Here is a 22,376-nt window from a genome sequence, read left to right on the forward strand (position 1 = left end):
GATGTCTATAACAATTTGGTGTGTAACAATCTTTTGGATGTTCAATTAGCAAAGCAACTACGCTTCATCATTGAAAATCAACTAAAGGGATCATTCATTTAGGTACGAAGGATTGTATGACGCAGGGGCAATTTTATGAACAGATCATAAGTAAACTTGCTTGTGAAAAGAATATATTACGCTATCAATCTTATCAGGACAAAGATGTTACTTATTATTTTCAACTAACTTCCAATCGAGAGGATCTCCCAGATTTTCTACAATGTACAAACGAGGAGATTATTGGGCACCTAGTATAAATAAGTTAAAGAGCTTGGACGCCCAAGCTCTAAATAACTCTAACAATGACCCATTTCCACGCGATAGTTTTTCTCGATAAGAACTTTATGCAGCTGCTCAATATGATCGTGGTTTTTTGTCTCGACTGAAATCTCAATTTGGGCATAGCCGGGATAAATATCTTTGCCAATTCGATGGAGATTAACAGATTGAACGTTCGCATCCAAATCTGTAATCGAGCTTAAGACTCGTTGCAGTTCACCTGGTTTGTCTTTTAAGGTAATGGTAAAAATCGCATACCTTCCAGATTCAACCAAACCGCGTTCTATAATTCTTGAAATAAAATTCATATCCACGTTGCCGCCGCTTAATACAGCCACCACTTTTTTATCCCTTATATTCAACTTTTCATAAAGTAGGGAAGCAAGTGATACAGCACCTGATCCTTCTACTAATAGTTTATTTCTTTCCATCAACATGAGCATGGTCCTGGCAATTTCCATTTCATCGACGCAAAAAACATCATCCACGTATTTTTGAACAATTTCAAAGGGCTTCAACCCAGGTTTTTTAACGGCAATTCCATCCGCCATTGTAGGAGTGGAGTCAACCATCACAGGTTTATTTTCAAACAAGGACTGCTTCATACTTGGGCAAGCTAGTGCTTGAATACCGTAAACCGATATATCGGGATTTTTTTCCTTAATTGCCATGGCCACACCAGCAATCAGCCCGCCGCCGCCAATTGGACAAACAACCGCCTCCACATCAGGAAGCTGGTCAAAGATTTCTAACCCGACCGTACCTTGCCCTGTCATGATTGCCTCATCGTCAAAAGCATGAATAAAGGTGGCATCGAGTTGCTCTTTAAGTTTTAATGCATAGGAGAGAGCATCATCGAATGTGGCACCCTCTAAAATTACTTCTGCACCATATTGTTTTGTGGCTAGAATTTTACTAAGTGGAGCTCCTTTAGGCATTACAATTTTGCACGGTACTCCAAGCATTTGACTCGAATACGCTACTCCTTGCGCATGGTTTCCAGCAGATGCTGCGACAACACCTTTTGAAAGTTCTTCCTGTGAGAGCGAATTTAGCTTATTGTAAGAGCCCCTTACTTTAAAGGAGCCTGTTTTTTGGAGATTTTCCAGCTTTAAAAAAATTTCATTATGAGCGAGCTGACTAAAAGTCTTCGAATAATCGAGGGGAGTGGTATGAACAATTCCCTTCATTTTCTCACGCGCTACGATGATATCATCAATGTTCAATGTATTCTCTCCTCCGTCACAGAATTCTTCTTTTTAGGATGTACTGGAGCAAATAAACTATGTCATGAAAAGAAGAAAAAGACGCATATGGTCTGTGCCGGCTGTCACTTCTCTGTACAATTGTGCGGTGGATTACTAATGAGTATGGAGACTGCTTTCTTCCATCCAGTAGGCCTCCCGAATATTGATCTGCTTGCGAATTTTCCGGATGATATCGGCAGTGATTTCTCCTTCTTCGTACAATTTCTGAATTTCATCTCGTTCCGCCTGGAATGCCTTTGCACGCAATTCTCTTTGTAAATGCCTGTAATGAGCAGAGTCGGCCCCCTTTTTCGCCAATTTAAATTTCGTGAGCATTTCGCTATATTCTCCAATAATCACTAAATACACATGCTCATTTTCAGGTGTCATCTGGTTATTTAAATACTTAATGGCAGCTTTCGCCATATTCACTTTTAACTGAATCATTTTCTTCAATTGCGCCTGGCGGGTTTCAAGCTGTTGCTGGCTTTTCGGAATGATTAACTGAATTAGTTTGAAGACACTTCTTTTAGCAAGTGTTCCAATAAATAATCTTCTAAAGCGCATCCGATTGGTTACAGCAAGCCTCATCCTCTGAATATGTTCATCGGACAAATAATACGTTTCTCGGTCGATTTTCCCCTCTAATTTTAATGTTTCAATATAAAGGGCTTCAGCTTCCAAGGCCTTCATCCGAATTTCAGTTTCCAGTAGTTTTAAGTGCTCGGAGTTTTTATTATTTTCCATGTTCAGCTGATTTCTAATTTGATTGTATGAGGCAATAACCGAAACCGCAGCACCGCGATTCTCATCGTTCATCAATTCACGAATCGACCGAATAGCGGAATCAATTGTCCGCAGCTTCGCCTCTCGTGCCATTATTTCCCGTTGTTCATTAGCGTTTACTTTTCCTTTTTCTGTTCTAGTAAGAATTGGCAAGAAGATACTGGCCGTTAGGAGTGTGACCAGAATAACCCCAGCGGCTATAAAAATAATTAAAGAACGCTGAGGAAAAGGGGCTCCATCGGCTAGGACATAGGGAATGGTGAATGCTCCGGCTAGGGTGACCGCCCCTCTGACTCCGGAAATAGTGATAATACCAATCGCTCTCATTGAAGGCATTTCGATTTCCTTTTTGAGCCACTCCCACTTCCATGCCGCACCAATCCATAAAAAGCGCAAGAAGAGAAGGGCAGCGGATAGGATGAAAATATACTTACTCACTTCCCAATTATTAAACAACGGGTCCTTGAAAATTTCACTGATAACACTTGGAACTTGCAGACCTAATAGAAGGAACACCAATCCGTTCAAGATATAGATAAGCACCGTCCACGTGTTTTGTGAAACCAATTGTAATTTCATCGCAGGAGATTGATCACGTTCGCGGTAGATGGTATGTACAATCCCTGCCGCAACCACACATAAAATACCCGAGAGATGAACATGCTCCACAAGGTAAAAAATCACGAATGGGGTAAGAAGTTGAATCAACATGTGGATGGTCACATCCTCCATCCTCCATCCCCAGCCGGCGAATAAAGATTTTCAGTTGAATGATTAGAATGGCTAGAAGTGAACCGCCTGCTAGACCGCCAATCGCAATTACGATAAAACTCCCGCTTGCCTGAGCTAATGAGAAAGCACCTGTAACCGTTGCGGCAACCGCAAATTTAAATGCAACCAATCCAGAGGCATCGTTCATTAAGCCCTCCCCTTCAAGGATATGCATAATCGTTTCCGGTATCTTCACCCGGCTCGAAATAGCACCCACAGCAACGACATCGGTCGGAGAGAGAATCGCAGCCAAAGCAAAAGCAGCTGGCAGTGGAATGGACGGAATCAGCCAATAAATTAAATATCCAATCGTAAATACGGTAACAAATACTAGACCGAGGGCAAGTAGGAGGATCGGTTTTCGTAATTTCCATAGTGCGTGCCGTGAAACATTTTTTCCATCATGAAAAAGCAGGGGAGCGATAAACAATACGAAAAACAACTCCGGCTCCATGGGGATATGAATGCCTAACGGCAGCGAAGCAAGTAACACCCCAAGCGCAATTTGAACCAGCGGCACTGGTATGTATGGAAAAAAGTGATGGATGAAACTAGATAATCCAATGACAGCAAGTAATAAAAGGATAAGTAGAAAAAATTCCATTGCAGGTCTCCTCTCTTAAAGTATTTTGTGTAACAAGGATATTTTTCAACACATAGAGAGGGAAATTTCTTTTTCAAAAAAATAGGCGAACAGTGAAGACACTGTTCGCCACAAAACTAAAAACCGGGCGATTTGCCCGGTTTTCCTTTTACACTTCTACCTGTTCAATCTTCACTGTCCAGTTAAACGGATCTTCTTTTTTACCAAGTTGAATGCCGGTCACTTCATCATAAATCCGCTGCGAGAGTTCGCCGATTTGACGCTCATTTATGGTAATCGCCTGGTCATTCCAAGTTAATTCGCCAACAGGGGAAATAACAGCAGCTGTTCCTGCACCAAACACTTCTTCAAGCTCTCCGCGTGCATGTGCTTCAAATACCTCTTCAATGGAAATTTTCTCTTCCCGTACAGGAATATTCCAATATTTTAGTAATTCAATCACGGAATCACGTGTTACCCCTGGTAAAATACTTCCGTTTAATCGTGGTGTGACCACTTCACCATTAATTTTGAAGAAGATATTCATGCTGCCAACTTCTTCGACATACTTATTTTCTTTCGCATCAAGCCAGAGAATTTGAGCAAATCCATTTTCATCTGCTTTTTCTTGCGCTTTCAGACTGGCTGCATAGTTTCCAGCAGTTTTCACATGACCCACTCCGCCAATTACCGCGCGAACATAATGTTCTTCTACATAAATTCTAACAGGGCTTAATTGGTCTCCATAATAAGCTCCAGATGGCGAAAGAATTACAAGCAATTTATATTGTTTCGCCGGACGGACGCCAAGATATGGTTCCGTTGAGAAAATAAACGGACGAATGTAAAGAGAAGTACCTTCACCATTAGGAACCCAATCTTTTTCGGTTAAAACTAATTGTTTAATGGCTTTTAATAGAAATTCCTCATCAATTTGCGGAATGCATAGTCTTTCGCAAGATTCATTCAAACGTCTCATGTTTTTCTCTGGACGGAAAAGCTGTATTGCACCATCAGCTGTCCTATAGGCTTTCATTCCCTCGAAGATTGCTTGTCCATAGTGAAAAACCATGGCAGACGGCTCTAAAGTTAAAGGTTCGTAAGGAGTAATTCTTGGATCATACCAGCCGATTTCATGTTGATAATCCATGACAAACATATAGTCACTAAAATACTTCCCAAAACCAAGTGAAGCAAAATCAGGTTTTTCCTTTAATACTTCTCTTTGAACAAATCCAATTTCTTGTTTCATGCTTACACCTCTTATCGATTCTCTACTTTATCTTGATGATTAGTAGGCTTTTTGCTTTGTGGAAATTCTAAATGAAATAAACTTTATTATCTAACTATAACACCTAAGCAGCACTCACTGCCATTCTCTTGATTAAAAAATCGAATAATTCCAAAAATATATTTTTAGAAAAACAAACATAATTACCTAGAAAAATGCCAAAACTAAAAATTAATACTTAGACAGGACAAAGAATAAAGGGAGTTACACAGATGTCATTGGTGATTTTTTCAACCATATGTTCACTTGTGATCATATATTTTACGGTCATGCCTAAAAATTTAAACATACTTGAACTGGCTTTTATCATAATCCTTGTCATATATATTGATAGCAATGTGATGGATATTGTTATGTTAAATCTTGAGAGCATTCAATTATCAGATAAGATTGCAGGGATTATAACATTTTATCTCACTTTTCTAGTATTATACCCCCTAGTAGTGACATGGAATATTGACCGCCTATATTCCACGGATCATAAGTTAATGAAAATTGGACTTTCGCTTTTTACCATATTGCTGATCGTGGGGTTAGAAAATTTAGCAAAAATAGTAGATGCCGTAAATTATGTGAATTGGAATTGGCAGTATGATCTTATACAATGGGTCACCATTTGGTTATTTAGCGTTGGGTGTCACCATTTGTTTCGAAAATTAGTTTTGAAAGAGTTGAAACAATAATGTTAGTTTCACCAGAGAACTTCGATACCAATGAGTGGTTCGTTACCATTTCCATAGTGGTTACATACACATTTATTCTGCTTCTTCCTAAGCGATTTCCGCTTTCCATAGCCATTCTTATGCTGCTATTTAGCATGGCATATGCTCAAGTCATTGATCATATATTGGCCGGAACAAAATTTGATTTATACGATATCAACGATGTAGAAAAATATGAATGGTTCGACTTTATTGCTTGGTTCCTATACCCCCCTTTTGGCTATGCCTTTGTTTATTTTTATGATAAATGGAGTGTAAAAGGGGTAGGGGTATTTTGGTACATTGTATCCTGGGCAATCATTTCACTAGGAGTTGAGGTGCTTAGCTTTAAGTTACATGTATTCACGTACAAGGGATGGAAGTTTTCGTATTCCTTTCCGATATATCTCGTGACGCTATGTATTTATTTGCTTTTCTTTCTTTTTTTAAAAGGCACTTTTGAAAAATTAAAGCGTACGCCAATCCATTCAGATAGTGGAGCTGATAAATGGTAAATGTTTCAACAGAGATAGTAATTAATCTCCTTATTGAAGAGAGATCAAATAAGCAGTTAATCTCGACAACAGTAAAAAAACGCCACAAATGGGCGTCTAAAAAAAATCAAGATTGTTCATTGTTTTCAGCGGCATTTGTAAAAGCATTGGGGTCCACCGTGTTTGCTCCATAATCCGGAACATTACTCGCATGCTCCTCGTGATACTGAGACCCGGCCCCTTGTTGATTAGGATTGGTTTTCCCTTTTTGCTGGTTGTTTTGTTGATTTGGCATATACTCACCCCCCCTAAATCTAAAGAGTAGTATATGTAGCATTAATTTAATTATTCAAAGCAGGATCTGTTATTAGCTCGAGGGCATTTCAATACCATTTTTTTTACTTGCTATGCCTTCTTTTTTATCGTACTGGCTCTGTAATTGCCCTGATTTGTGGTTACAAAATTACTACTTCCGGCTTCCATACCAACAATAAAGAGAAGACAGGCTCCAAAACCCAAAATTAGAAGAAGGATAGTCCAATTGTGAGTTACATCGTGTATAAATCCAAAAAGAGTCGGCCCTATTGCTGCTAATAAATAACCAACTGATTGAGCCATACCTGATAATTCGGCAGCTTGATGTGCGTTATGTGTACGTAGTACAAAAAACAGAGTAGCCAGACCAAACGCTGACCCTATTCCAACGCCGATTAAAATGACGGATAACGGTGCTAAAGAGGTAATGCCACTAAAAAGTCCGGCGTAACCTAAGAGTAAAAAGATTACTGAGAGCCCAACCAGCCAACGTTGATTAGAAAAGCGACCAGCAAGAATTGACACAATTAATGTGGCTGGAAGGCTTGCAAATTGTGTTAATGATAGCAGCCATCCTGCTCCAGATGGGCTAATCCCTTGTTGTTGAAGAATCGAAGGGAGCCAAGTTACCACAACATAAAAGGCTGTAGATTGTAAACCCATGAAAAAAGTGACGTTCCATGCAAGACGAGAATGCCATAAAGATCCTCCTGTATCAAGAGAACTTGTTGTCTGGTGGTGAACACGTATTTGAGGAATCCAGAAAACAATTGAAATGATAGAAAGAAGGACCCAACAAGCAAGAGCACCTCGCCATCCAAATTCTACCCCTTCGGTGATGGGAATAGTAATTCCCGAGGCAACAGCTGCCCACAAATTCATAGACACGGCGTATATACCTGTCATAATACCGACTTTATTGGGAAACTCTCGTTTAATCAAACTGGGTAAAAGCACATTGCATAATGCGATTGCTATACCAAGCACTGCTGTACCGATAAACAATGCAGTTATGTAAGGTATAGAGCGTATGATTATCCCTGCTACTAGCAAAAGCAAGGCTCCAAATAGTGTATATTCTAATCCAACACGACGAGAAATTTTTGGAGCAAGGGGTGAAAAAAGAGCAAACGCAAGCAATGGTAAAGTAGTCAACATACCTGCTAATGTATGAGACATTCCAGTATCTTGGCGAATCGTTTCAATGATAGGGCCTACACTTGTAAGGGGAGCCCTAAGGTTAGCGCCTGCAAATATGATTCCTAAGATGAGTACCCAAATTCCCAGGGGAAGGGAAGCACGTTTTTTAGTGATGTTGCCTTTTGAAGTCATGGAATTCTCCTTTACCTTTCCTGGTTATATACAGGCAGATTGTATGAATATTTTATTAGATTCTACTGATTTTCTCTTCTACTACTCCATTTCATTATTTTTCCAAACATAAAAACAAGCTGTTAAGGAAAAACAACCCAACAGCTTGAAAGAATTAATGGATCTCCAGACATTGAACCATACCCGAGAAAATTTGCTTCCTCAGCCTACATTTGTACCATAATTTTATCATTTTCAACGGATACTTGGTAGATTTTTACCTTGTACCTTGGATCCCCAAGACATTCACCATTATGGATGTTAAACTCCCATCCATGCCAAGGGCAGAGTAATACCTCACCTTCCATGCCGTAAATGTATTCATGCGGTTTTGAAGGCAATGTCGTTCCTGAAAATGTACCTTTGCATAATTCAGCTTGTTCATGGGGACATACATTACGAATGGCGTGATAGTTGCTGCCATCATAATAAATTCCAATACTGCGTCCATTAACCGTCACAATTTTACAACTGCCAACTTCAATATCCCCAACTTCTGCTACTGCATATTTAGGCTTTACTTTTTGAAGAGCTTCCGTCATGTCGATTGACCTCCCTGTTCACTTTATTTGGCATTAATATGATACAATTCAGCTGCGTTTTCGTATGCTACTCGTCTACGCATCTCTTCTGGCAGTTTACTAAGTACAAATTTTGGATCATCATTGTCCCAATGCGGATAATCTGTTGCAAACATGACTGTTTTTTCAGCTCGCATTAACTGAAGCATCTGGATCATTTCTTGAAAGTTTTCCGGCTCTTCAATAGGCTGTGTCGTAAAACGGTAATGATCCATGATATATTCACTTGGTTTACGCTTCAACCAAGGAACCTCTTTTCGCATGGCAATATAGTTCTTATCCATCCGCCACATTAGATGCGGTAACCATCCTAATCCACCTTCTACTGCAACCACTTTCAACGTCGGGAATCTTTCAAAGACACCTTCACAAACAATACTGTTTAATTGTGACATTTGATGAATCGGCAAAATGTTGTGTCGCTCTAAATTTGTTGTCGGCTGTCCTACCGCTGAGATAGGCGGAGTATTAATCCCTTCGCCCTCTCCTCCACTATGGAGAGCGATTACCAAATTATTTCGTACAGCTGCCTCGAATATAGGGTAGAACCATCTTTGACCATAAGGTTGGCTTGATGCTGGACTAATCACTACTTGACATACTTTTGGGTGCGATCCGAGGCGATCGATTTCTTTTGCTGCCAATAACGGGTCTTGTGTTGCGATAACAATAGATGCTAACCAGCGATCATCATTAGCGATCCAATTATCCATGGTCCAATCATTAAATGCTGTAGCTATCGCAGCAGCATAATCCGGGTTATTATGTGTGGAAATGGTTAGAAGACTACCAGTTAATATACCTTTTGTAATGTTATATCGATCAAGGAAGTCCTTTTTTGCATATTCTGGGTCTGACCCTGGAGTCATTCCATTTCCAGGTGATGCATCTCTGCGTCCCAAAGGGATTGGTCTCCAAACGAGTGATGGAAATGTACCGCCTGGCTCCTTTAGTCGATCCCACCATACTCTAGGCATATAAGGCTTTAAATCCTCATAGCTGTGTAATGTTTGATGGACATCACAATCAATAATTCCGTAATCAACGCCCGGTTTGGATGACCTCTTTTTCATAGTTGTCTCCATACTTTCATTACCTCCATTTATTTTATAGACTTCCGGCAAGTTAAGGTGTTACCGTGAAATTGCTTTCCCCATAAGTTGTTTTTGGGATCATCAACTATCGAAATTTCATATCCGAATGAAGAAAAAATTCAAGCAAATTACACAGGATCATAATGGCTCGATCGGTCTCATTTCTGGACCAATCGACCTGATATGCCCCCGTGCATTCGGTGCAAATCAAAAATGACTAATCCTGTACCAATAATTATAAGAGATTTAACGAAGGATAGTTGTTACCAAAACGTTCATTGGTTATCGATAATCCTTGTTACAACTCTATATTTCTGCCATCGCGCATTGCGAAAAGAGAAATGAGAGAAATAACACCCGCAATCACTAGATAAAACGCTATAGGAACCCAAGAATCGTTAAAAACATTTAACAATGCAAGTGCAACCATAGGAGCGGTACCTCCAAACACAGCTGCACCAATCTGATTTCCGACAGAAATACCAGTCATACGTACATTTGTACTAAAGACTTCCGAGAACATTGTTCCCATTACGGCCTCAATCGGAGCCCATATAATTCCGATCGCAATAACGGTGGCAACCGTTAACCATAGGGCAGACTTAAGAGTTAACAGATAATAGTACGGGAAGGCAAATACAATCAACCCAATTGTTCCACCCATATATACAGCTTTTCTTCCCACTTTGTCTGACAATTTCCCCATCAAAGGGACCATGAAAATCGTTACTAAATTAGCAATTGCAACTGCATTCAGCACTGTCGACGTTTCATAACCAAGATATCCAGTTGCGTAAGCGATAATAAATGTTGCGAAGATGTAATATGGTCCTGTTTCTACAAATTTAGCCCCTACAGTAATTAACACAGCCTTCCAATGATAACGGAAAGTATCCACGATTGGGAGTTTAGCAATGTTACCGCTTTCTTTTGCCTTTTTAAAACTCGGCGTTTCATCTATACCGTTACGAATCCAAAGGCCAATGAAAATCAATATAGTACTTAGGAGAAACGGCAGGCGCCATCCCCATGATAGAAATTGTTCTTCTGGCAGCTTATTTAGCAATGAGATAGACATTACTCCAAGCAGCATTCCGACTGGTACTCCGAGTTGTGGGATACTGCCATAAAACCCGCGGTTTCCCTTTTTTGAATATTCAACCGCTAATAGTACAGAACCGCCCCACTCCCCGCCAATTCCAAGCCCTTGGCACAAGCGCAGAGTAATAAGTAAAATTGGGGCCCAAATCCCAATAGTATTGTAATTTGGTAATAAACCAATCAAAAAGGTAGCTCCACCCATCAAGGATAAAGTTAGTATCAGTGTTTTCTTTCTCCCAATTTTATCGCCAATATGGCTGAAAATAACTCCACCTAATGGGCGAATGAAAAATGAAAGGCCAAACGATAGATAGGAAAGCATTAACCCAACTACCGGATCGTGACTCGGAAAAAATAGTTTATTAAATACCAGAGAAGCCATTGAACCATAAAGAAAAAAGTCAAACCACTCAATTGAACTTCCAACCATACTGGCTAATAAAGCTCTGTTTGTTCCCTTTTTAGAAACTTCTTTTTTAGAAATTTCTCTCTGAACAACCTCGGTCGCACGAGCTTGTGACATGTACATTCCTCCTCTATAAATGTTGTTAACATTTTTACAATGAAAATAGTGTTAAATAGTTAAAAGACATGATAGCTACAAATATTTCGTATATTTTTTTCGTGTTGAAAGGAAAAGAACTTCCCCTCTGAAAAAAGTAGTAATTAATAATCTCTTGGAGGAATGTCATGATGGTCGTGTTCCCTATTATTAAATAATAATTTAATAGAATCGCATGATTAAAAGGTTTTATCAGACAAAAGTAAGCGTTCACATTCTGATTAAAGGCATTCCTGCCTTTTTTGACCCAGCAACATTCTATTATGTATAGCCTATTGGGAAAGTTGAAGGTCGTATCCTAATGCACTGTTTACTCTAGAGGTAGTGGCAAGTAGATGTTTTACCAACTCTTTCTGTTTAGACAAAATCCTAACTGTTGGTCCACATATACTAATGGCAGCAATAATTTTGCCCTGACGCGAAAAAACAGGAGCAGCTACACACGATACACCACTTTCAAATGTTTCATACGACAAATAATAACCTTTAAGCCTTACCTGTTCCAATTCCTCACGAATTTTGTTTGGATCAACCGTTGTATGAGGAGAAGAAGGTTCCAATTTTGCGGTTGATAGATAGTTTTCAACCATTGTTTGGTCACTGTAAGCTAATAACACTTTACCTAATCCTGTCGAATGAGGAGGTGAGGTTAAAGATAAATGGAATTGCAATCTCAAGCCAGACTCTTGATTCATGATTCGTTCCAATAGAACAACAACATTTGAATCCATTACCCCTAAGTGAACCAGTTCTTTAGTGGTAGATGATAATTCAACAAGATGTGGATGGGCTATTTTCCGAATATCCAGTCTGTTTTCAAATGCAGTGGCCAACTCTAAACAGGATAACCCCAGCTTATACTTTCCTGTATCGCTATCCTGAGCAATAAACCCTTTGTCTTTTAAAGCATCTAACAATTTGGATAAATAACTTTTTTTGAGGTCAAGTCTCTCAGCCATTTCTCCCAAACTACAATCCTCGTGTTTTATAAAAAACATTAAGATATCTAATGCGTGGGAAACATTTCCATAGGATGCACGCTTGTTTTCCGTCACATATATCACCTCCTCGACAATTATTTTAGTGAATGGCGTTACCCATTTTCCACTGGGTAAATCGTAAATTAAAAAAAATAAAAAATCAAGTGTATTTTCTGAGATTTGTGATTATTTGCATAAATACCCGATGGGAGTTTTCAAAGTAAAGACTGTACAAATGCGATTGTAGCAGGGGTTATGACCTAAACAAATTATGAAAAAAGGACAACTTCCAAAAGGGAAATTGTCCTACAACATGGTCGTTTTCAGTCAATATTTAATTTTTTTATTGGAAGGTGATATTCTCTTTTCGTATGTTCTCCCGAGTCACTTCCAAAAATGCGCTTAAAGCGGGTGACATCCATTTGTCTTTGTGCCAAACTAATTGAGTGACGATCGGAAAGTCAGATCCAACCCATTTGAGTTCCGCAAGTCGCCCCTGAGCCACTTCTGTCTCCACTGCAATCTTCGGCAGAGCTGCTATTCCGATACCTGCCATAACACATTTTTTTATGGCTTCTACATCACCAAGTTCAAGTTTGCTTAATGGTTGTACACCAGCCTCCGTCAGTGAATCTTCAAATAAACGACGGTAATCGCATTCCTCTGTCACAAGTAGTGGCTGACCATTTAAGTCTAAAGCAGTTACTTTCTGCTTCTGGGCTAAAAAGTGATCTGGATGACTTACAATCACAATAGGCTCTGCAACTAGCGGTTCAACAATTAGGTTATCCGCAACAATAGGAGTCATAGATATTAACACTGCATCTAAAGCACCTTTAGCAAGAAGGCCACCGAAGTCCGCTTCAGATATTCCAGGACGAAAAACAAGTTGTACTTTAGGGAAACTATTTTGAAATTGTCTCAACAATGAGGGCAAACGATATGTGCACTGTGTTTCCGAAGCACATATAGTCAGTGTCCCGCTTGGCTCAACATTTTCCCCGATAATCATCTTTGCCTCTTCAGCAACCCCAAGAATCTTATCCGCATATAACTTAAAACGGTGGCCTGCTTGACTTAAGATTACCCTTTTTCCTAATCGTTCGAACAGTGGAACACCAAGCTCGTCTTCCAGTGACTTAATTTGTGCAGTGATGCTTGATTGGGCAAAACAAAGAATTTCCGCGGTACGTGTAAAATTCAGTTCTTGGGCTGCAGTTTGAAAAATCATCAACTGTTTTAGTTCCATGGCTACCTCCTAAATCGGTTTTAATGATGATAATAATCAGAATATTCGTGTAGACCGATTATAACATTTCTTGTATGCTATTTGTAAGCGTAAACACTAAATTGCAAGAAAATTATTAATATTTTTTAACATTTTTACTTTTGTGAGGTCTTTTCCTTGCTGAATCACGTCGAACAATGAGTAAGCTCGTACAAAGTTAGTTCTATTCCCAAATGGGATGATTCACTTGATTACTGTCAAAATGGGCTTGAATCTAAAAGTAGAGAGGAAGTTAACTAGACATGTCAATGAGTTATAAGTATTTTATGCCAACCCGAGTGGAGTGCGGAAAAGGGATATCAGAAAAAACAGGAGAAATGGTAAAGGAATTAGGTGTTACTAGCGTTCTAATCGTTACAGATAAAGGGGTTAGGGCAGCGAATCTTTTAGAAGGAATTGAGAAATCGCTCCTGGCTGCGAACTTGCGCTATGACATTTACGATGAAGTAGAACCAAACCCATCAGCTGAAACAATACATAGAGGAACTGATTATCTCAAGCAACTTAATCATGGTGCTGTGTTAGCTATAGGTGGTGGAAGCAGCATAGACACTGCAAAGGGAATAGCCGCGATGGCTACCAACCCCGGCCATATCTTGGAGTATGAAGGGGTGGGCAAAATTAAAAGGCCGCCACTTCCAATTATCGCAATACCGACTACGGCAGGAACAGGGAGCGAAACTACGAATTCCACTATTGTAACCAACAGAGAAACTCACTTTAAATTAGCAGTCCTTAGCCCGATGTTGTTTCCAACTCTGGCCATACTGGATCCGACTCTTACTTTGAATCTTCCACAAGAAATCACAGCCGCGACGGGTATGGATGCTTTAACCCATGCAATAGAATCCTATACATCCAAAGCAGCGAGCCCAGTGAGCCAGGGATTCGCGATGCAGGCGATTAAAATGATTGGCGAAAATTTAACCAAATCTTACTTCGTAGGAACGGATATCGAAAGCAGGGAAAAAATGCTGGTAGCCTCTATGATGGCTGGCGTTGCGTTTTCCCAATCACGCTTAGGGAATGTTCACGCTATCTCTCATACGTTTGGCGGAGTCTTTAACATTCCGCACGGTATCGCAAATGCAGCGCTATTGCCTTTTGTTATGAAATTTAACTTACCAGCATGTGCCGATAAATATAAAGATATCGCGATCGCTTTAGGAAAGGATGTTCGCGGATTATCCATACAGGAGGCTGCTGGAAAAGCAATAGAATCTGTTATTGAAATGAATCAAGCCATGAAAATTCCCTTAAATATTAAGGAGTTGGGCGTCTCATTAGAATATTTGTCTAAATTAGTAGAAGATTCAATGAGGAGCGGAAACGTTCTTATTAACCCTAGACTGACAAGGCCTGCTGATATTAAACAGATCATTGAAAATGCTTACTATGGTAATTTAGAAGAGTTTCAAAAAGATATATATAATAAGGAAGAAACATTAATTTTGGCATAAGGATTATAAATTCCGTCGATACATTTAACTTTTGGCAAACTGATGTACAAATCGATTAACGAGGAGAAGGAGATTAATTATGGTGAGTATTGTTGAAAACAGTGTATTAACCTATAAAAACTTTATTAATGGAGAGTGGACTGAGTCATCAGCAAACAAAGTGACTGGCAGCATCAACCCGGCAAACAAAAATGAAATCGTTGGCTACGTGCAGTCTTCCTCTCAAGAGGATGTGGATGCAGCCGTAGCAGCGGCTAAGCAGGCGAAAAAAGCATGGCGAAAACTTTCTGGAGCTGCAAGAGCCGATTATTTATATAAAGCAGCCAATATAATGGAAGAACGTCTTAGTGATATTGCAGAAACAATGACAAAAGAAATGGGAAAAACATTCGCAGAGGCAAAAGGGGAAACGGCACGCGGGATAGCTATTCTTCGCTATTATGCTGGCGAGGGGATGAGAAAAATCGGTGACGTTATTCCATCTACGGATAGTGAAGCGCTCATGTTTACCACACGTGTACCTCTCGGTGTGGTCGGTGTTATTTCACCTTGGAACTTTCCTGTAGCTATTCCGATTTGGAAGATGGCCCCGGCTCTAATCTATGGAAACACGGTTGTGCTGAAACCAGCTCAGGAGACTGCTGTTACCGCTGCTAAAGTAATCGAGTGTTTTGCCGAAGCAGGTATCCCAGCAGGGGTTGTAAATTTGGTCACAGGTCAGGGAAGTGTTATTGGTCAGAGGATCATTGAACATCCTGATATAAATGGCATCACTTTTACAGGCTCCAACACTGTAGGTAAAATGGTGGGACAAGGAGCTCTTGCGCGTGGAGCAAAATACCAGCTTGAAATGGGTGGTAAGAATCCTGTTATTATTGCAAATGATGCGGATCTTGATCTTGCTGTGGAAGGCACGATTAGCGGGGGCCTAAGGTCGACCGGACAGAAATGTACGGCAACAAGCCGCGTTTTCGTACAGACTGACGTGTATGATGAGTTTAAGGAAAAGCTCTTGGAAAAGGTTAGTGCACTAAAAGTTGGATGCGGAATGCAAGGGGAAACGTGGATGGGACCGTGCGCTAGTGAGAATCAATTAAATACGGTCCTATCATACATTCAAAAAGGGAAGGAAGAAGGAGCGACCCTCCTATATGGCGGCGAAAGACCAGCAGAAAACGGAACGGAAAACGGTTTCTTCGTACAGCCTACGGTGTTCGAAAATGTCACAAATGACATGATTATCGCACGTGAAGAGATTTTTGGTCCGGTTCTTGCATTAATTAAAGTCGATACCCTAGAGGAAGCATTAGAACAATCAAATGATACAGAGTTTGGCTTGAGCGCATCTATTTACACGAAAAACATCAGTAACATGTTCTCTTTCATTAACGAAATGGAAGCGGGACTTGTAAGAGTAAATGCGGAAACAGCAGGTGTTGAACTCCAAGCTCCATTTGGCGGAATGAAGCAGTCTAGTTCTCATTCGCGGGAACAAGGGCAGGCTGCGATCGAGTTCTTTACTTCTATTAAAACGGTGTTTGTAAAAGCATAATCATAAGTTAATAGGAAGTCCCTCGTTTTTTTACGAGGGACTTCTATTTATCAAGTATCCGGATGAGCTTTGGTGACGCCATAAATCGTTGCATAAAGTCTGGGCTGAAAATGATAATTGAAAAATGAAAAATAAGGAGAGCTTACATATGAATTTAAATTTACAAGGGAAAAACGCTATTGTAATCGCCTCGAGTCAGGGCCTTGGAAAAGCCATCGCCGCACAATTAGTAGAAGAAGGAGTAAACGTGGTGATTTCGAGTCGTGATGAGAGAAAGCTGCAAAAAGTACAGGAGGAATTACATCAGCTCGGGAAAGGCAGGGTCGCCTATCATCGTGCAGATATTACGAATCTAGATGATATCCATTCATTGGTACAGTTCACCCGCGAAACGTTTGGAAAAATCGATATTTTGATTAACAATGCGGGGGGTCCTCCTGGAGGGACGTTTGAACAGATTTCTAATGAAGATTGGCAAAAAGCATTCGAATTGAATCTCTTTAGCTACATTAGAATTATCCGTGAAGTGCTGCCTGACATGAAGCAGGGTGGAGGAAGAATTATTAATATTGCTTCCACATCAATTAAACAGCCAATTCCAGGCCTCATTCTTTCTAATACATTCCGTCTAGGAATTGTAGGGCTGACTAAAACACTTGCTGAAGAACTTGCACCTTATAATATTTTAGTTAATACAGTTGCTCCAGGCAGAATCCAAACAGACAGGACTACTCATCTTGATCAACTGAATGCTGAAAAGCAGGGGATTTCCTTAGAAGAAGCAGAGATTCAGTCTAAAAGAGCCATACCTTTAGGAAGGTATGGCACACCCGAAGAGTTCGCCAGAGTTGTAACCTTTCTTGTATCAGATGCAAGTACATATATAACCGGTAGTTCTGTACTTGTAGATGGCGGGATGGTTACGTCCATATAGTTAGCAGAAAAGAGGACAGTGGGCAAAATGCTCTCTGTCTTGTTTAAATTCATTGGTAAATTGAAAATGTTAAACAGTTAGTAGTTAAGGTGATAAATGAAACCAATCTCTCTTCGAAGTAATTTCCCAATGAGCGATGATCAGTCTCTTTTGGTGTTCGAGCCATTGAACAGAACGATCAGCGGTGCATGGTCCACATTCCAATATCCTTAAAGCCCAGCCGCTTATAAATCCGGCCTGCTTCAGGATTATCATAAAATAGGCAAAGGGTTTTGCCTTCATTTAGGACATCCTGAACCACTTTTTTCATAATAGAAGTGGCTAAGCCTTTTCGGCGATACTCTTTTCTGGTGCAGACACCTACAATCATTGCCGACATTGAATTTTCCGCTGCGGTTGAAACACAAGCGGTCATAACCCCATTTTCCTCTGTAAAATAGGTTCTTGATGTATTCGCCTCAATGGATTGTACCAAAACATCCCGGGCATCATCTCTAACATAAAATTCTTCAATAGATTTGCGGAGTTCTAAAATTTGATCAACGTCTTCGATGCTAGCCTTTTTATATACGACTTCGTCAGGAGACAGGAATTTATTGGTACGACACTCGGCAAAATAAGTCACTTGTTTTTTACCAAGTTGAAGCTCATCATATGCTTCAAATTTTGCTACAATATCCGATTTTCCAGATAAGAGAATGGGCTGGCTGTAGTTTTTCATAATCGATACAAAGCCGCTTGTATCGAAATCTTCTTTTGCATAAGCTATAAAAGATTGATGGAACCTTAGAAGTACGGCTATTATTATATTCTCTTCATTAAATTCGGCCCAGAGTTCTTGGGACTCCGAAGAATAACCGAATGCCTCAATATCCCCGATGATAAATAGATTTATAGATGGTTCCTCACTTAAAAAAGCAAGAACCCGTTGATGGTCTTGGTCTGTAAGTTTTCTAATCATGGCAACTCCCCCTTATTTTCAAAAGGTAACGAAATAATTGGAAAATTTCAAGTGTTTTATAGAATTCTAGAACCTAAACCCTGAATTTTCCCATATTGTTGTGAAACAAGGGGGAGTATCCATAAGTTTTAATATCTGAATAACTGAAAGTTGTCCAAAAAAAGTCATACCCACTATCTTGTAAGCGTATAAATTATTGTTGAAGTTTCTAAAATAGATTGCTAGTAAAGGGGATTATCGATGAAGAATAGAATTGACCCTGAATTGAGAGAGACGCTCGAATTATTTCCACCGCTTGATTTGGACAACCTAAAAGAATTTAGACAATTTATGGCGGAGGCGGCAGATTCTATCGAAATACCAATAGACGAGCATGTTGCTATTTATGACCGGATGATTCCTGGTCCAGAGGCTAACCTTGAAGTTAGGGTACGAATTTATGAACCAAAAGAAAAAGATGAGAGATTGCCTGCTCTTTTGTGGATTCACGGCGGCGGATATGTCCTTGGAACACCTGAGGATAATGATGCTTTATGCCAACAATTTGTCATTGATGCGAATTGTGTGGTCATTTCTGTCGATTATCGATTAGCTCCAGAGGATCCATTTCCAGCAGGCTTGGAAGATTGCTATGCTGCCCTAAAATGGGTTTCTGAAAATGCTGATGACTTAAGTATTGATTCGTCCCGCATTGGAGCAGCGGGGGCTAGTGCAGGCGGAGGCTTAACGGCAGCACTAGCCCTATTGGCCCGCGATCGAAAAGGTCCTAAATTATGTTTCCAAATGCCGCTATATCCGATGATTGATGATCACAATAATTCTCCATCTAGTTTGGAGATAACTGGAAATATGATTTGGAACCATGACCTGAATGAAAAAGGCTGGTCCATGTACCTCAATGGGGAAAATCGTACAGAAAATGTTTCGGAATATGCGGCGCCGGCGCGAGCAACCGACCTGACGGGGCTCCCATATACCTATACGTGCGTAGGGCAATTAGATCCATTCCGTGACGAGACACTTACTTATGTAACAAAGCTCAGCCAGGCTGGCGTTGATGTGGAATTCCACCTTTATCCTGGATGTTATCATGGATTTGAAGGACTAAATCCGAACGCTTCTATTAGTCAGCGTGCCGTTGCTGAGTATGTGGGTGCCGTAAAACATGTACTGCACCGGAAGATAACAGTGAAAAATAAATAAACGTAAAAAAAGGCGAGCATTAGCTGTTCGCCTCTTTTTAACATTAAGTAGAGGTTCTTCTACTATCTAGATGGCGGGTTGCCGCTTGTTAGATGAGCATCAAACATATCAATTATTTCTAAGAATCTATCAGCTTCACGGTAAACATGATCTGCTAATAGCGGATGAATGATACTCTTTATTTTACATTGTTCAATTAAATCACGAGCGGTTTTCTTGAAGTCCCTTAGAGAGGAAACCGACACACGATTTTGATCAAGGAATTGATCTAACATAGGAACGGTTTGAGATTGTGGCTTCATAGAATCTAAGTCTCTTGCTTGATACAGCAATTGATCAAAATCATTACTGAAATCACGCGCTACATCAACTAGTTTCCTTTCTGACGGATCAAGGAGATGACCAATAAATTTGGCATGGTCTGCCATAATCCTTAAGAAGAAGACATTTTCTTTAATAATTGCATCTGGAAGCGATTGTAATTTCCCTTCATTTAATTCAATTAAGCGCTTTCTAAAATAATTTGCTTCCCGACTGGTATGATCAACTAATAGAGGGAAATTATTTGCTCCTGGCATTTTACATGTGAGAATTAATCCTAGGATCTTTCGTTTAAATACAAAAATATTACCTGCCGCTTGCTGGACTTCTGTATTAAATCGTCTTATTTGTTCAGGATCGGTTTGATTGTTAAAGGAATGTGCTCTTTGTTCGATGTTTTCAAATATTCGGTAGAATTGATTGGCCTCCTGGATTAGTTGTGTGTCGTCTGCTCTAAAACCTAATCGAAGAAATAAAGAGTGCTCTTTCATAATCCTGGCCCAAAAACGTATTTCATTTAATGATCGCTCAACAAATAATCTGGATGTAACACCTGTATCAGGATGTAAGCCTTCACCACTATGCATTACGACCCTCCTAATAAATATACTACTGTCGTAATATACTTATTAACTTATCCATTAAAAAATTCCATCAAAAAATAAAGCTATAATTTTTCATGTATAAGCTGCTGGAGAATGTATCTACATAATTCTATTTAAGATAATTAGTGCACATTAATAAAAAGCCGACTTGATATATTGGGAGTTTCTCGTTTCACCGCCAATGGTAACTAGTGAGTGGGTGAGCATTGTCCCGTTATCCTTTTTCTTTACCCCGTTCAGCAGAACCCCATTGGTGATTCCTGTGGCGACGAAGAAACAGTCATCCGTTTTGACAATATCATCTATGGTTAAGGGTTTTTCGGGATGTAAAATTCCCATATTCATACATCGATTCCATTCAGCCTCATCTTGGGGAAGAAGTTTCGCTTGGAAGTCACCTCCAAGGCATTTTAAGGCAGTGGCAGCAATGACTCCCTCTGGCGCACCGCCAGTTCCTACTAATAGGTCAACATCAACTTCATCTAAAGCGGTTCCAATGGCTCCTGTAATATCCACATCTGAAAATAACTTCAATCGGGCACCAGCTGATATGACTTCATTCATTAGTTCTTCATGCCGCGGCCGGTCCTGAATCATGACAGTTAATTCCTTTACATCCTTTCCAAGTGCGTTCGCCACAGCTTTGATATTTTCTGTTAGCGGTAACTCGATATCAATGCAGCCTTTTGCTTTCGGACCAACAGCGATCTTTTTCATGTACATATCCGGGGCATGCAGCAGACTTCCTCGCTTAGCCACAGCAATGACTGCAAGTGAATTTTCTTGCCCCTTTGCCAGGAATGTTGTTCCCTCGATAGGATCGACAGCGATATCAACAAATGGCCCCGTTCCAGTTCCGAGTTTTTCATCAATGTATAACATAGGGGCTTCATCCATTTCACCTTCACCGATAACAATGGTTCCTTGCATATCAATTAGGTTCATGCGGTCTCGCATTGCAGTTGTCCCAGCACCATCCGCAATGATTTTATTCCTTTTACCGATCCAAGGGTATGCAGCAATCGCTGCTTGTTGTGAGACTGCAAGGAAATCCATCACTAGCCCAATCGTACAGGGCTGACTTTTTGTCTGCATCGTGTTTTCCTCCTCTTAGTAATAAGCTGTGAGTCCCCAAGTCTAAGAGAAGCTAGCTTAGCTGCATGAACCGTTAAGCAGGTATTCTTTTTCTTGGTCCATGATTTGATCAATTTTTCTTGCGGAATTACCACCTTGAAAGGAAACACTTAGGTAAGCTGAGACCACTTTTTTAGCAAGTTCTACACCGATAACCTTAGCTCCGATGGTCATGATTTGTGCGTTGTTGCTAAGCTGTGCGCGTTCTGCTGAGTAAACATCATGGCATTGGGCAGAGCGAATTCCCGGAACTTTATTAGCAGCAATTGACATTCCAATCCCGGTTCCACAGAAGAGAATGCCTCGTTCTAGTTGGTTGGCTGTGATATCAGTTGCTACCTTAAAGGCCAAGCCAGGATAATCGACTTCATCTTCTGAATAACATCCATAATCGACAACCTCATGCCCTAAACTACTAATATATGACTTTATTTCTTCTTTCATTTGAAAAGCATTGTGATCTGAACCAATTCCAATTTTCATAATTATCACTCCAATTTAATTTATTAGTCATATTTTTTCATTTATTTTCGTTTATGTCAATGTTTTTCTTGGTAATCGAAAAATAATGAAAACAAACGATTGTGATAATTACTTTCATGACAGATTACTAAATCGGTGTATTATATGAAAGAAATGAAATAAACAGGAGTTTGTTGGATTTTCACTACTTTTTTAGATTTTTTCTTTCGTTTGTTTTCAGATAAAAAATATTTTTCT

The 22,376-nt window shown here is 39.9% G+C and carries 21 protein-coding genes; 6 read left to right on the plus strand and 15 right to left on the minus strand.

Annotated features, from left to right (window positions below; genetic code table 11):
• Positions 1-338: 338 nt before the first annotated feature.
• From ilvA to ACE198_RS00185, 4 genes are all read right to left on the minus strand, one after another.
• Entirely contained in the window at positions 339-1,511 is a 1,173-nt protein-coding gene (gene ilvA, locus ACE198_RS00170; RefSeq protein ID WP_098576169.1) for a threonine ammonia-lyase, read from the minus strand.
• A 171-nt stretch (positions 1,512-1,682) separates the two neighbouring features.
• Complete coding sequence (locus ACE198_RS00175) at positions 1,683-3,065, minus strand: cation:proton antiporter (RefSeq protein ID WP_375374479.1); 1,383 nt, start codon at positions 3,063-3,065, stop codon at positions 1,683-1,685.
• Positions 2,947-3,729: a cation:proton antiporter gene (locus ACE198_RS00180; protein ID WP_375374261.1), complete on the minus strand. Its 783-nt coding sequence runs from the start codon at positions 3,727-3,729 to the stop codon at positions 2,947-2,949. Before ACE198_RS00180 ends, ACE198_RS00175 begins: the two co-directional genes overlap by 119 nt.
• 148 nt (positions 3,730-3,877) lie before the next feature.
• On the minus strand, positions 3,878-4,960 hold the full coding sequence (locus ACE198_RS00185; RefSeq protein ID WP_375374262.1) for a branched-chain amino acid aminotransferase: 1,083 nt from the start codon (positions 4,958-4,960) through the stop codon (positions 3,878-3,880).
• Positions 4,961-5,211: 251 nt separating this feature from the next.
• Here ACE198_RS00185 and ACE198_RS00190 point away from each other — a divergent pair, with 251 nt between their 5' ends.
• On the plus strand, positions 5,212-5,682 hold the full coding sequence (locus ACE198_RS00190; RefSeq protein WP_375374263.1) for a hypothetical protein: 471 nt from the start codon (positions 5,212-5,214) through the stop codon (positions 5,680-5,682).
• Positions 5,682-6,215: a hypothetical protein gene (locus ACE198_RS00195; protein WP_375374264.1), complete on the plus strand. Its 534-nt coding sequence runs from the start codon at positions 5,682-5,684 to the stop codon at positions 6,213-6,215. The genes ACE198_RS00190 and ACE198_RS00195 overlap by 1 nt, the downstream gene beginning before the upstream one ends.
• Before the next feature lie 106 nt (positions 6,216-6,321).
• Here the strand turns inward: ACE198_RS00195 and ACE198_RS00200 are convergent, their stop codons facing one another.
• The 7 genes from ACE198_RS00200 to ACE198_RS00230 all read right to left on the minus strand — a co-directional run bounded on the left by ACE198_RS00200 (position 6,322) and on the right by ACE198_RS00230 (position 13,447).
• Entirely contained in the window at positions 6,322-6,489 is a 168-nt protein-coding gene (locus tag ACE198_RS00200; protein ID WP_155928503.1) for a hypothetical protein, read from the minus strand.
• Between the two features lie 110 nt (positions 6,490-6,599).
• The gene (locus ACE198_RS00205) at positions 6,600-7,841 is read right to left on the minus strand and encodes a CynX/NimT family MFS transporter (RefSeq protein ID WP_375374265.1); all 1,242 of its coding nucleotides are present in this window, start codon (positions 7,839-7,841) and stop codon (positions 6,600-6,602) included.
• A gap of 206 nt (positions 7,842-8,047) precedes the next feature.
• Positions 8,048-8,422, minus strand: a complete 375-nt coding sequence (locus tag ACE198_RS00210; protein WP_251463324.1) for a Rieske (2Fe-2S) protein — start codon at positions 8,420-8,422, stop codon at positions 8,048-8,050.
• A gap of 23 nt (positions 8,423-8,445) precedes the next feature.
• The gene (locus ACE198_RS00215) at positions 8,446-9,546 is read right to left on the minus strand and encodes an amidohydrolase family protein (protein ID WP_251463323.1); all 1,101 of its coding nucleotides are present in this window, start codon (positions 9,544-9,546) and stop codon (positions 8,446-8,448) included.
• 307 nt (positions 9,547-9,853) lie between these two features.
• Complete coding sequence (locus ACE198_RS00220) at positions 9,854-11,086, minus strand: MFS transporter (protein ID WP_251463339.1); 1,233 nt, start codon at positions 11,084-11,086, stop codon at positions 9,854-9,856.
• A 404-nt stretch (positions 11,087-11,490) separates the two neighbouring features.
• A complete protein-coding gene (locus ACE198_RS00225) occupies positions 11,491-12,273 on the minus strand; it encodes an IclR family transcriptional regulator (protein WP_375374266.1) in 783 nt (260 codons plus the stop codon).
• Between the two features lie 268 nt (positions 12,274-12,541).
• Positions 12,542-13,447 (minus strand): LysR family transcriptional regulator, encoded by a 906-nt coding sequence (locus tag ACE198_RS00230; protein ID WP_251463321.1) that lies wholly within the window; start codon positions 13,445-13,447, stop codon positions 12,542-12,544.
• A gap of 281 nt (positions 13,448-13,728) precedes the next feature.
• On the opposite strand from ACE198_RS00230, the gene ACE198_RS00235 reads away from it, so the two are divergent.
• The 3 genes from ACE198_RS00235 to ACE198_RS00245 all read left to right on the plus strand — a co-directional run bounded on the left by ACE198_RS00235 (position 13,729) and on the right by ACE198_RS00245 (position 17,432).
• Complete coding sequence (locus tag ACE198_RS00235) at positions 13,729-14,946, plus strand: iron-containing alcohol dehydrogenase (RefSeq protein WP_251463320.1); 1,218 nt, start codon at positions 13,729-13,731, stop codon at positions 14,944-14,946.
• 79 nt (positions 14,947-15,025) lie between these two features.
• A complete protein-coding gene (gene gucD / locus ACE198_RS00240; RefSeq protein WP_375374267.1) occupies positions 15,026-16,498 on the plus strand; it encodes an alpha-ketoglutaric semialdehyde dehydrogenase GucD in 1,473 nt (490 codons plus the stop codon).
• Positions 16,499-16,646: 148 nt separating this feature from the next.
• Positions 16,647-17,432 (plus strand): SDR family oxidoreductase, encoded by a 786-nt coding sequence (locus ACE198_RS00245; protein WP_375374268.1) that lies wholly within the window; start codon positions 16,647-16,649, stop codon positions 17,430-17,432.
• Positions 17,433-17,610: 178 nt separating this feature from the next.
• Here the strand turns inward: ACE198_RS00245 and ACE198_RS00250 are convergent, their stop codons facing one another.
• Positions 17,611-18,393 (minus strand): GNAT family N-acetyltransferase, encoded by a 783-nt coding sequence (locus tag ACE198_RS00250; protein ID WP_375374269.1) that lies wholly within the window; start codon positions 18,391-18,393, stop codon positions 17,611-17,613.
• Between the two features lie 240 nt (positions 18,394-18,633).
• Between ACE198_RS00250 and ACE198_RS00255 the strand changes: the two genes are divergently transcribed.
• Positions 18,634-19,596: an alpha/beta hydrolase gene (locus ACE198_RS00255; protein ID WP_375374270.1), complete on the plus strand. Its 963-nt coding sequence runs from the start codon at positions 18,634-18,636 to the stop codon at positions 19,594-19,596.
• 62 nt (positions 19,597-19,658) lie between these two features.
• On the opposite strand, the gene ACE198_RS00260 is transcribed toward ACE198_RS00255, so the two are convergent.
• From ACE198_RS00260 to rpiB, 3 genes are all read right to left on the minus strand, one after another.
• Positions 19,659-20,504 carry a DUF2935 domain-containing protein gene (locus tag ACE198_RS00260; RefSeq protein WP_098576100.1) on the minus strand — a complete coding sequence of 282 codons (846 nt, stop codon included), beginning with the start codon at positions 20,502-20,504 and terminating at the stop codon, positions 19,659-19,661.
• A gap of 150 nt (positions 20,505-20,654) precedes the next feature.
• A complete protein-coding gene (gene glpX / locus ACE198_RS00265) occupies positions 20,655-21,617 on the minus strand; it encodes a class II fructose-bisphosphatase (RefSeq protein WP_375374271.1) in 963 nt (320 codons plus the stop codon).
• A 57-nt stretch (positions 21,618-21,674) separates the two neighbouring features.
• Positions 21,675-22,139 carry a ribose 5-phosphate isomerase B gene (gene rpiB, locus ACE198_RS00270; RefSeq protein ID WP_375374272.1) on the minus strand — a complete coding sequence of 155 codons (465 nt, stop codon included), beginning with the start codon at positions 22,137-22,139 and terminating at the stop codon, positions 21,675-21,677.
• Between the last annotated feature and the right edge of the window lie 237 nt (positions 22,140-22,376).

Origin of the sequence: Neobacillus sp. KR4-4, from assembly GCF_042136325.1 — a bacterium.
Lineage (GTDB): Bacteria > Bacillota > Bacilli > Bacillales > Cytobacillaceae > Neobacillus.

Coding starts and splice junctions, on each gene's coding strand:
- rpiB (WP_375374272.1), bottom strand. CDS start 22,139: ATGAAAATTGGAATTGGTTCAGATCACAATGCTTTTCAAATGAAAGAA.
- ACE198_RS00250 (WP_375374269.1), bottom strand. CDS start 18,393: ATGATTAGAAAACTTACAGACCAAGACCATCAACGGGTTCTTGCTTTT.
- ACE198_RS00215 (WP_251463323.1), bottom strand. CDS start 9,546: ATGGAGACAACTATGAAAAAGAGGTCATCCAAACCGGGCGTTGATTAC.
- ACE198_RS00230 (WP_251463321.1), bottom strand. CDS start 13,447: ATGGAACTAAAACAGTTGATGATTTTTCAAACTGCAGCCCAAGAACTG.
- ACE198_RS00180 (WP_375374261.1), bottom strand. CDS start 3,729: ATGGAATTTTTTCTACTTATCCTTTTATTACTTGCTGTCATTGGATTA.
- ACE198_RS00190 (WP_375374263.1), top strand. CDS start 5,212: ATGTCATTGGTGATTTTTTCAACCATATGTTCACTTGTGATCATATAT.
- ACE198_RS00235 (WP_251463320.1), top strand. CDS start 13,729: ATGTCAATGAGTTATAAGTATTTTATGCCAACCCGAGTGGAGTGCGGA.
- ilvA (WP_098576169.1), bottom strand. CDS start 1,511: ATGAAGGGAATTGTTCATACCACTCCCCTCGATTATTCGAAGACTTTT.
- ACE198_RS00210 (WP_251463324.1), bottom strand. CDS start 8,422: ATGACGGAAGCTCTTCAAAAAGTAAAGCCTAAATATGCAGTAGCAGAA.
- ACE198_RS00220 (WP_251463339.1), bottom strand. CDS start 11,086: ATGGTTGGAAGTTCAATTGAGTGGTTTGACTTTTTTCTTTATGGTTCA.
- ACE198_RS00195 (WP_375374264.1), top strand. CDS start 5,682: ATGTTAGTTTCACCAGAGAACTTCGATACCAATGAGTGGTTCGTTACC.
- ACE198_RS00200 (WP_155928503.1), bottom strand. CDS start 6,489: ATGCCAAATCAACAAAACAACCAGCAAAAAGGGAAAACCAATCCTAAT.
- gucD (WP_375374267.1), top strand. CDS start 15,026: ATGGTGAGTATTGTTGAAAACAGTGTATTAACCTATAAAAACTTTATT.
- ACE198_RS00255 (WP_375374270.1), top strand. CDS start 18,634: ATGAAGAATAGAATTGACCCTGAATTGAGAGAGACGCTCGAATTATTT.
- ACE198_RS00175 (WP_375374479.1), bottom strand. CDS start 3,065: ATGTTGATTCAACTTCTTACCCCATTCGTGATTTTTTACCTTGTGGAG.
- ACE198_RS00185 (WP_375374262.1), bottom strand. CDS start 4,960: ATGAAACAAGAAATTGGATTTGTTCAAAGAGAAGTATTAAAGGAAAAA.
- ACE198_RS00245 (WP_375374268.1), top strand. CDS start 16,647: ATGAATTTAAATTTACAAGGGAAAAACGCTATTGTAATCGCCTCGAGT.
- glpX (WP_375374271.1), bottom strand. CDS start 21,617: ATGCAGACAAAAAGTCAGCCCTGTACGATTGGGCTAGTGATGGATTTC.
- ACE198_RS00205 (WP_375374265.1), bottom strand. CDS start 7,841: ATGACTTCAAAAGGCAACATCACTAAAAAACGTGCTTCCCTTCCCCTG.
- ACE198_RS00260 (WP_098576100.1), bottom strand. CDS start 20,504: ATGCATAGTGGTGAAGGCTTACATCCTGATACAGGTGTTACATCCAGA.